The sequence below is a fragment of the Sinomicrobium pectinilyticum genome, assembly GCF_003725735.1.
Taxonomy (GTDB): domain Bacteria; phylum Bacteroidota; class Bacteroidia; order Flavobacteriales; family Flavobacteriaceae; genus Sinomicrobium; species Sinomicrobium pectinilyticum.
The window spans coordinates 32,999-44,305 of the sequence record NZ_RJTM01000162.1; the positions used below are offsets into that span (position 1 = coordinate 32,999).

Here is an 11,307-nt window from a genome sequence, read left to right on the forward strand (position 1 = left end):
ATAACTTTTATAATCTGATCAAAAGTACAAAAAAGATATTTTTTGAAGGCCTGTCGGTTTTTATTCGAAAAATAAATTATATTTGCACCCCGATACCATAACAGTATGATTTTGCGGGTGTGGTGGAATTGGTAGACACGCCAGACTTAGGATCTGGTGCCGAAAGGTGTGAAGGTTCGAGTCCTTTCACCCGCACAAAAAGCCGAGGAGAGATCTTCGGCTTTTTTTGTTATGCCATTAAAAAAATGCTTTATCCCGCTGTTTAATAACCTCATAGTTTTCGTGTATCTTAATTCATGAATATGGGCATAAAAAAAACACGACAAATTGAGAAATATTTGTTAGCTTAGCTTTGTAAATATCTCAATTGGCGATATTTTGTATGGTAACATATTTTTGAATATATTTTGTTTTTCACATTAAACCTACCCCCAAAAGAATGAAAATTTTACTTGTAGACGATCACTTTGTGGTAAGGCAGGGTGTATTCATTATTTTGAATAAGATATTGAGTAATATCTCTATTTTTCAGGCCGAAACTATTTCGAAGGCGTTTAACTATATCAACAATGAATTCTTTGACTTATTGATCCTGGATGTGCATTTCCCGAAAGGAAGTAGTCTGGAATTACTGGGATATACTAAAATTAAAACCCCGAAAACCAAGGTGCTGATTTTTTCGGGACTTAATGAAAACAAGTTCGCATTGAGGTATATACACGCCGGGGCCGATGGGTACCTGAACAAATTGAGTTCGGAAGAGGAACTGCATACCGCCATACGTACCATTATAAAAAATAAAAAGTATATCAGCAGTTCGATAAGGGATCAGATCACGGATTCTATCCTTAATAAAACCCCGTTTAATAAACTGGATGCGCTGTCTGACCGGGAGATGGAAGTGGCAAGATTGCTTGTAAAAGGTGAAGGCAATATAGAAATAGCAGATTGTCTGAATTTAAGCCCTACAACGGTAAGCACCTATAAATACCGGCTTTTTGAAAAGCTCCAGGTTAATAATATAGCTTCCCTTATTTCGATGTTTAATACCTATGAAAAGTCGCTGTAAACATCCTTATGGAAGACAAGTCTGATATGGGTACCTTTGCCCGGCTGACTGTCAATTTCCAGGGTCCCCTGCATGATAGCCAATAATTCCGATATTATTTTTATCCCCATCCCTTTATATTTCTTTTTATACATTTCATCATCAATATTGGATTGATAAGACCGGTAATAGTTGAGGACTTCTGGAGGCATCCCTTTTCCGGAATCCCGTACTGAAATGATTATGTGTTGGTCCAGGACCATACATCCTATTGTTATGATACCATTGGAAGTGTTTTTTATAGCATTATCTATCAAATTATGGATAATGATAGAAATGAATTCCTTGTTAAGAATAATATTCATAAATGGAGGAATAGCATTTATTATTTTGGTCCGTTGTGATTCCGCCAGGTTCCGGAAAAGCGCTATTTTTTGTTCTGCCAAGAGGTGTATATTAAAAACGCGAGGCTTGTTATTGGCCGAATTATCATATATTTTGGTATAATCTAGTAAGTTGGTAATTAATTCGGATAGTTGATGAGAAGACGTATAGATAGATTTCAGGTGATCCTTCATGATCCGGTCCTTTCCGTCGAATTGTCGATAGGCTTCATGGCTTACATAAGCGATGTACCCCAAAGGATTTTTTATATCGTGGGTCAGGGTGGCAATCAATTTCTTTTGACTCTCATTCTGTTTGCCGAGATTATTTTCGGTTTTTCTCAATGCGGTTATGGTATCGTTCAGTTGCTGTGTGTGCTCATTGATTTTGTCACTTAGCAACACGTTTTTGTTTTTAATGTATTGCAACCGTAGTCTTACCCCTAAATGAATAAGCAGGAGTAAAAAAAGCCCGGCGCTGATCTTAAACCAGTATGCCTGGTAAAAAGGAAATGGGATATAAAAAATAAACTGTTTATAGGTGTATCCGGAATTGAATCCTGATTTCTTCCGGGCTGTAAAAATGTATTCTCCCGGATTCAGGTTTGTATATGAAATAGCCATATCTCTGCCGAGAAGTGTCCAGTTTTGTTCTTTTGCCCCGTTGGCTTCCAGTTTTACTTCTACCTGATTGTTGGCCTGATTTCCATAATGAGGACTGGAAGTATAAAATGTGATTCTTTTGAAATCCTGTTTAATATTAAAGGTATCCCGCACCCGAAAGCTTTGATTGTCTATTTCAAGTTCGTCGATATATAAATGATTACCAGGTAGAATGGGTTTAATATTCCGGGAATTGAAATAAACAAGACCGGCCAGTGAGGGAAGGTAGAGATCACCATTGGGGAGCATGGCGCTGTTGGGCTTCCCGCCCCCATTAAATTCATTACTAGTAAACCCGCAACTTTTATCATAAAAATGGTAATAGGGTATCGTTTTTTTATTTTTAACATATTGGTCAATGCTTTGCCTGGAAACCTGGAAGAGACCTTTATTCGTCGTTATCCACAAAAATCCGTTTTTATCATCGATCACCGTATGCGATGTAGAAAGAGCGCTGTTGTGATCGAGTGGAAATGAGGTTATCTCGTTGTCGTGATACAAAAAATAACCTTTATTGTAAGTGGTGATCCAGGTGCCATCACCGATAGTTTGTATTTCCCTGATATTGGCAGTCCCTGCGCATTCTATTTTTTCTACTTCTGCATTTTCCTTTTCGGGATAGTACCGGTACAGGCCCATTTCAGTACCAAGGAGAAGCGTAGCGTCACTTTGTTTCTCCAGACAGGTGATCTTAAAAGGAAATCTTTCTTTTTTCAATGGTTCCCGAACATCGGACAGTACATTCAGGTAAAAAAGGTCGCTTGATCGGTCTGTTTCTGAACAAGTGCTTATCCAAAGTTTCTGATCTTTATCCAGGTAAAGCGCGGTGATATGTGAATCAAAAAGCCATTGGTTGTATGTGTTATAAGAATCCTCCTTTTTAAATCGATATAACACCGAACCTCTTTTCATCCACAGGTTCATATTCCTGTCCGGACAGATAAAATATTTGTTGGCCCAGGCCATCTGTTTGTGGTGCCCCGTAAGTTGTCCGTCTTTGATCAATGCCCCGGAACCTGTTAAAATAACAGAATCATTGAGTTTGCTCACAGCATATTCAACATCGTCGTTATTCCCGTATCCTGTAGAAATATTCCTGAAATACCGTTTTTTGACGATACATAGCCCCTGGGCCGAGCTACCCAGGTATAGAATGTCGTTATTCGCATCAAAATAGATGGATTTGATGGCCTCTTTTTGCAGGTTGAAATCGGATAGGATATGTTTTGTGATCAGGCTATCCGATAGCTGTTCAGCATAAAATAAATTATGCGTGTCCTGACTGTAGAGAAAAACCTGGTTTGAAATATCATTTGTGTAAACAATCGGGGTTTTTCCCGGTCCAATTTTGTATAATGTAAGACAATTTCCTTCGGAGCACAGTACAAGCTTGTTCTCGCCGGTAAGAATATATAATTGATCATTATACATAAAAGCCTGGTCCCGATGTTCCAGAGGGTAGTGATATATGCACGGAGTCTCGTGCCGGCCATTATATTCTGATATTTTATCAATCTCAATAAGGTAATATTTATTCCCGGTTTGTTGCAGGATGGCACTTTTTCTTCTCCCTATAAAGTGATTGTCGTTCGATATATTCCCGAATTTAAATCGATTTTCGGCAATGATGCTTTTGGCCCTGTTATCGAAAGAATCGAAGGAAGTGATGTGTTGAACGACACGGTCATGGATCAGAAATGTTTGGTTATGTGAATTGGAAATGAATATACTATCCAAACTGGAAGAACCATAGAAAAATCGCATGCGGTTTGATGTGCTTCCCGGAATATTGGTATTGTCAAAGTTTTTAAAACGGCTTCCGTCAAACCGGGACACCCCGTTTTCCGTAGAAAGCCATAAATAACCGTGGACATCAAAAAAAATGTCCTTAATGCTGTTCTGGGGAAGTCCTTCGCTGTCCGTATACCACTCGAAAATATAATCCTGATCCTGAAACGATTTAGCAGTAGCAATTGAAAAAAAGACAAAAGGCAACACTACCAGCAATCTGGTAAAATATTTTTCCATAGGGGGGTCTGGAATACTTAATACTATTTAAAAACCATTTTTTCCGAGGTAAAATTACTCATTTTTGTGATGGAGATGTCTACGTAACATCTAATTAAACTCCGGAGAAGCCTTTAAATAAAAACAAATCCTACATGTCTGTACCATGTAAAATCGTTTTTTTGAACTGATTTATTCAGCTAGTTATCAGGTATTTAAATTCTTGTTGTTTTGGCTTTACTATCCTCTATTTTGTAAGATAATTCTGTAGTTTTAATTCTACAGTAGAAGTTATATATAACTATAATCCTAACAGATTTAATATACTAAAATTGCTATAAAAGTTTCTTTCTCTTCATTCCCGGACATCATCAGAAAGGATTTTTCCTAATAAATTCCGGATGCTGTATACGGTGAACCAGGAGGAAAGACAAAAATGCCGGCAAGGCATTGTGTAGTGCCCATATACCCCAAATGGACAAAACCTGATGATTAATCAACTTAAAAATGTACGATTATGGTAGTAAAATTACCTCTGCTTAAAATGAAATTCAAATACTTCGATATTTCTCCGGTTCCAGAAACCGGATTTCACCCTATTGCCTGAAAGTAAAAATACTTGGGGGTAACCCTTATTCATTTCCGAAGTCCTGATGAAAATCGTATCCGGATCTAAGCTTCCCAAAAGATAGGTGCCGGTTTGTGAGAGATTTAGTTTGGTTTATAAAATAATAAAATATCATTTATTGATGAGTTCTGTCATATCCAACGAAAAAAAGAGGAATTCGTTTTCCTGCATGCTCCTTTTATTGGTGCTTTTGCTAACACCAGCTTTCGTAGACAAAGTAACGGCGCAAACCACCGTTACTTTCGACCGGGAATATTGGTTAGCGCTGCCTACAACTTCCACCTTGTACAGAGCGGGTTCCGTATTTCGGGTCTCCACGTTTGATGCTCCGGCTACCGTGACTTTAAGTTCACCCCTGACAACAAGCTTTGTGCCTAAAACCATTACGATAGCGGCAAACAGCACAGGCGATATTCCTTTAACGGACGCTGAAGTGGAATTGCTTACGAATAGTACGGGGAACAGTATTGCCGGGACAGGCGTTCTGGTGGAGACGAACGCACGCATATCCATCTATTATGAACCGGGATCTGCAAGTGCAAGTCCTGACCTGATCCCTTTAAAAGGCAGTCAGGCTCTGGGTACAGATTTTTTGGTGCCTATGCAACAGGAATCGCCCGTTGAGACTGCACATGGTTACTTAATATTGGCTACGGAAGATAATACCACGGTAACGATTACTCCTAAAGACGATATTATCGGACATACAGCTGGTACGCCTTTTACCGTGACCCTTCAAAGAGGGCAAATCTATTATGCAGAGAAAATAGGAGTGGAACCAGGTACTTCGGGAAGTAAAGTTATCTCGGATAAACCCGTGGTCATTACCATTTTTTCAGAATTGATGGGTTATGTATCTTCTACCGGAGGTGCGGCTGATTTGGGTGCAGAACAAATTGTACCAATTAAGAATATCGGGACGGAGTATTTAATTGTCAGAGGATATCGGAATCCGACAGATATCGTTTATTTTACGGCTGTTGAAGATGATACGCAATTGATGGTTAATGGCTCCTTAGTAGCAACCTTAAATGCAACTGAGACCTATACCCTGAATACAGGAACTACTGATGCTTTCCATGTGCAAAGTACTAAAAAAGTGACAGCACTGCAATTATCGGCCGTTGACGCCGAACAAGGACTTGCTATGCTACCTGCGCAATTGGGTTGCAATGGATCGAATCGGGTACAGGTAGTAAGGGCTAACAATAACGCTTTTTATATCAGTATTGCAGCGCCAACCAATACAGGATTTACCGTTAATGGTGATGCGACCTTACTTGCGCCCGGTGCCTTTCAACCCATAGAGAATACGGGCTGGTATTATGCTCGAGTTGAAGTGCCTTTGTCTTTGGTTGCAGCTGGAGATGCGGTTGTAGTTACAAACACTTCACCAGCGGCAAAATTTCATATGGGTGTTTTCCATGGGGGTTTCGGGGCGGCCCGTTATGGCTATTTTTCCAGTTACACTAGTGTATCAATGAACTTCCCGGAACCTGAAAAGGAAGCCTGTGCAGGACAATCAGTCAGTTTTACACCCCAAATTCTTTCTTCTGATCCGATTGTTTCTTATACCTGGACGGGACCTGGCGGGAGTGTAGTATCCAACGACGAGATACTGACATTAGATGATGTTACGGATAGCGATACTGGATCATATACACTTACCGCGCAAACGCAGACTGATTGTACCGTGGAAGAAAGTGTGCAATTAACGGTTCTCACATTAACGGAAATTCCTGACGTTGGATTTCAAAGTCCGTTAGTTGTCTGTATTCCGGATGCAGTACTGGAGGTAAAGAATCCTGACCCCTCCTGGGTGAGTTATCAGTGGTATATGGATGGCATTTTAATCTCTGATGCAACGGGTATAACCTATCGACCAACAACAGGACAAAGAGGCATATTTACGGTCAGTGCAATAGTGGAAAGTGGTTGTGAGACACCGGTTTCACAAGGGATTACAATGGACAGCAATTGTCCGGTGCCGTTTGAATGCGACGGTTCAGCCTATTTGATAAGCTCACCGAGCGGTACCGTTCCGTCCTCACTGTATGTTGTGCAAGCGAACAACCCCACCATTGTGCACGCTACGATTACACCCTCTATTCCCGATCGCTATAACGGTATCGGCTATAATTTTGAGGACAACTTAATATATGGTTTTGCACAGGGAGACCCGCCTTCGCTTAACCCGGCCGACGTGGTTCGGATAGATGGCGAAGGTACGGTGACACGGCTCGGCGTACCGCAACCCACACCGGGACAAGTGCCGGGGATGGCGACATGGGCCGCTAATGCCAATGTCAATGCCAATGGCGGACGGGTTGGCTATGCCGCAGGGGTAGTGGGGCTCGATCACAAACTCTATACACTTGCAGTTACCAATAACAATACGGCGTTTCTGGTAACGGTGGATTTAACAACAATGACATATACGACGGTAAGGTTAAGCCTGGATATCAGCAATATTGTAGATCTGGCATTTTCTCCATATAACGGTTTTTTGTATGGGATTTCAAGCGGAAGGCTCATCCGTATTAATCCTAATAATGGAAATCAGGCTATTATCAATCCGAGTTCCGGAACTATTCCTGCTAATCTTGCAGCAGGTGGTGCCTGGAATGATGTACAGGGGAGGATCTATTTTTATGCCAATGGTACAACCCCCAACAGGCTATACCGTTATAACCCTGCAAATAATGCTTTCGTTAACGTCAGTGCGGCGGATCCTTACCCTACTTTCGATGCTACGGCATGTTTCCCCACCCGAATGGAAAAACAGGTCAGTATACCTGCTGAAGGCCTGGTGCCCGGAGATGAAGTGGAGTTCGAGTTCAGTATCTACAATAGCCAGATGCTGCCCATGACGTATGATTTTGAGGATGTGCTGGCATCAGCTGACCTGAGCTGGATTTCGGGTTCGGTAGAACCGGCCGCACCGGGTGGAGGTACCGTGAGCATTTCAGGACAGACGTTGACCATCAGTGGAGTTACCGTACAGCCGTCGGCTGCCACCGGGGAACCGCTGACATTCCGGGTCTCCGTTAAAGTTGCCGATAATGCTTCGTACGGCAGTTGCTATTCCAACCAGGCCACCATTTCTCAGGGAGGTACCATGGTTGTCAGTGATAATCCGGATACAGAAGAACTTAACGACCCGACCTTATTTTGCCTGAACGAATGTGACCTTCAGGCACCCACCAGCGGGGGTAATATACAGGAATGCGCAAATGATCCCATACAGAAAATAACAGCCACAGCTACCGTACCGGACGGCGTTCAGCTGATCTGGTATGATGCCCCTGCGGGAGGAAATGTAGTGACTGACCCGAGCCTGGAAACCGTGGGCACTGTTACCTATTATGCTGCTGCGGACGACGGTACCTGCATAAGCCAGAACCGGACACCGGTAACGCTGAATATTCTGCCTACACCGTTGCTGGATGAGATTGAGGATGTGGAAGAATGCGTGTCCTATGAGCTCCCCGTGATCTCGGGAAGCAACCTTACAGGCAATGAGGCCTACTATACGGAACCGAATGGAGGAGGAATAAAATATCTTCCGGGTGATGTTATTGAAGATATCGGCAGTACAACGCTTTATGTCTATGACGAGATGGCAGCTATGGATAACTGTGAAGGAGTTCTCACTGTAGCATCCAATACAAACTATATCATTGATGATCTGTTTGAAGATGGCACCCATCACCAATATCCGGGAGCGACTAATTCCGGTTTCTGGCAGGGTACTGCAAACCAACAGATACTTTACAACAGCCCGGGGACGCCTGTGGGTGACCAGATCTATCTGGGGCTTGTCGGGGATGTGTCAATAGACGATACGTCCGCTTGTTTCGGTACTGAGGTCAATATAAATGCACAGGTTACCATTACCAATCAGGGGCCCGGGAACGGGGCGGGATATTCCGGAAGGCTGGCAATTATCAATAAAAGTACTGATGAAATACTGTATCAGACTCAGTTGACTGCTAATTTCCCTGCAACTACAACGATGACCCCTACAGTGACGGGCACAGTTCCCGCAGCGGATGTGCTTGCAGGAAATATAGCCATTATGGTTGCTGTGGAAACGTACCAGGGAACCTTTAAAAACTGGCAGGTTTCCGGTTTCAATGCAGATTACCAGTTCCAGCCGGAGAATACACAGGCCTGTTCGGATGAACAAAGTTTTGAGCTGACCATTAACGACCTTCCGGAACTGGTGATTACGGATCCCGGTCCGGAGTGTTTGCCCGGTACGGTGGACCTGACCGATGCAGCAGTGACTGCCGGGAGTACTGCCGGTTTAATATACAATTATTTCGAAGATGCGGAAGGTACCGTAGAATTAAGCGGTCCGGAGTCCGTTTCGGAAACAGGTACATATTACATTCGCGGGGAAGACCCGGCAACAGGTTGTAGTACCATCATGCCTGTGGAAGTCATATTGATTGATGCTCCTGAAGTAAGTATCGGGCAACCGGTTTGTATAGATGGTGAAGGAAGTATTGAAGTGATCTCTCCGTTGGGTGCGCAATTCGAGTATTCCATTAACGGGGCGGATTATCAATCTGCCGCAGTCTTCGAATCCGTAGCGCCGGGAACGTATATGGTAACAGTGAGAAATACAACAAACGGTTGTGTGAGTCTGGAAACAGAGGCGGTAGTCGATAATGCCCCGACAGCCCCGGTACCCGTTGTCACACAACCGGATTGCGAATCGCCAACCGGGACTATTCATGTACCGAGATATGAGAATGCGTCATACTCCATCGACGGGGGAGCAAGTTTCTCAGGACTCAATACTTTCAGTGAACTGGAACCAGGGGACTATTCAGTGGTGGTAAGGGCAGACGGATGCGACAGCGATCCGGTGACCGTTACCATTGAAGAAGCACCTCTTGTTCCCGCATCTCCTGTAAGCGGAGGAGATCAGGTCGTTTGTGCGGAAGATCCGGTACAGACCATGACAGCCACAGCGTCTGTGGAAGCAGGCGAAACACTTGTGTGGTATGATGCCCCTATTGGCGGGAATGTGGTGGCCGATCCGTCATTGAACGCTGTAGGTGTGGTAACGTATTATGCCGAAGCCAATAACGGTACATGTCCCAGCCTGAACCGCACGGCAGTGACCCTGATGATCCAGGAAGCGCCGTACCTGGATCCTATGGAAGACCAGGAAGCGTGCGAGGAATATGTGCTTCCGGAGATCGAGGGAACCGGCCTTTCGGGCAACGAAGCTTATTATACGGAAGCGAATGGCGGAGGTACACGGCTGGAACCGGGCGATACCATCAATACGGTGGGAACAACCACGCTATACATTTTTGACGAAATAGAGGGGGAGTTTAATTGTTCCGGAACCCTTTCTGCGGTAAGTACCACCAAAGTAACGCAATCCGGTTTAGAGGAAATGTGGTTTCAAAGCCTATATCTGACAGATGATTATGATTCCGCGATTTGGAATGGGACTTCAACAGCAATAAGTTATGATACCACTGATCCGGTTATAAATAGCCAAACTTATAAGACCATTGTCGCGGATGTTGTATTTTCAGGTGACCCCGGCTGTTTCGGTTCTGCTATACGCATCAACCCGAGGATGCAGATCACCAACACCGGTCCCGATACGGGGAGAGCGTATTCAGGTGAAGTAGCTGTGGTCAATAATGTCACGAATGAGATCATTGCAAGGTCACAGCAGTTGCTGAACACCCCGGTCAATGATCCGGTAGACATTGATTTCACTACCGGAGTATCGATTGAAGATCTGACGGAAGGGAACATCAGCATAGTGATTATCGTAGAAACCTATCATGGAGATGACTATATTAAAGACTGGACAATAGAGAATTTTTCGGTTGATTACCAATACCTCCCCGAATTTACCCCGAGCTGCCCTGATGAGGAAAGTTTTGATGTGACCATTTATGAGATGCCGGTGGCAGATGCAGGGGAAGAACAAACACAGTATAACGATGGGATATTTACCCTGGATGCAGCTACTCCGGCTTTCGGGACCGGTGAATGGAGTGTTGTCGACGGCATATTGGCCGAGGCGATTTCAGATGTAAACGAACCGGGAGCAACCGTCACGCTTGATCCGAATACTTCGGTGACATTGCGCTGGACGGTGACCAATGGTACGTGTAGTTCTTTTGATGATGTGGTATTGAATTATGTTTCACAAGCGGATATTGTTGCGGTAAAAGTGACAGGTGAGGCGGGACAGACAGAATACGTGCCCGGTGAGACTGTTGAATACACCATAACTATAACGAACAACGGTCCGAGTGCTGCCGAACAGGTAAATATTGTAGACGTAGATCCTGCCGGGGCCGAAATTGCCGGTTGGACGGCGGAAGTCGTAGCCGGTACCGTAACCTTACCGAATACATCGGGAACGGGTAGTATTGATGAAATTATTGACTTACTGCCTGCCGGCGCCGAAGTGAGGTATAACGTTACTGTTCAAACCTTCCCCCATAGCGTGGAAGAATTGGTGAACGCGGTACAGGTAACCAGCCCGACAGAGGACCCCGACCCGGATTGCCCGGATTGTGAGACGCCACCGC

At 43.9% G+C, this 11,307-nt stretch carries 3 protein-coding genes and 1 tRNA gene; 3 read left to right on the forward strand and 1 reads right to left on the reverse strand.

Translation table 11 applies throughout. The annotated features are described in order from the left end of the window. Window positions 1–113 precede the first annotated feature (113 nt). A tRNA-Leu gene (locus ED312_RS21155) sits at window positions 114–195 on the forward strand. A 244-nt stretch (window positions 196–439) separates the two neighbouring features. Further along, entirely contained in the window at window positions 440–1,069 is a 630-nt protein-coding gene (locus ED312_RS21160) for a LuxR C-terminal-related transcriptional regulator (protein WP_123218017.1), read from the forward strand. Here the strand turns inward: ED312_RS21160 and ED312_RS21165 are convergent. Next, the gene (locus tag ED312_RS21165) at window positions 1,051–4,122 is read right to left on the reverse strand and encodes a sensor histidine kinase (RefSeq protein ID WP_123218019.1); all 3,072 of its coding nucleotides are present in this window, start codon (window positions 4,120–4,122) and stop codon (window positions 1,051–1,053) included. The two genes, ED312_RS21160 and ED312_RS21165, sit on opposite strands and share 19 nt — an antisense overlap. A gap of 728 nt (window positions 4,123–4,850) precedes the next feature. On the opposite strand from ED312_RS21165, the gene ED312_RS21170 reads away from it, so the two are divergent. Next, the coding region (locus ED312_RS21170; protein WP_123218020.1) for an Ig-like domain-containing protein at window positions 4,851–11,307 on the forward strand (6,457 nt) is incomplete at its 3' end.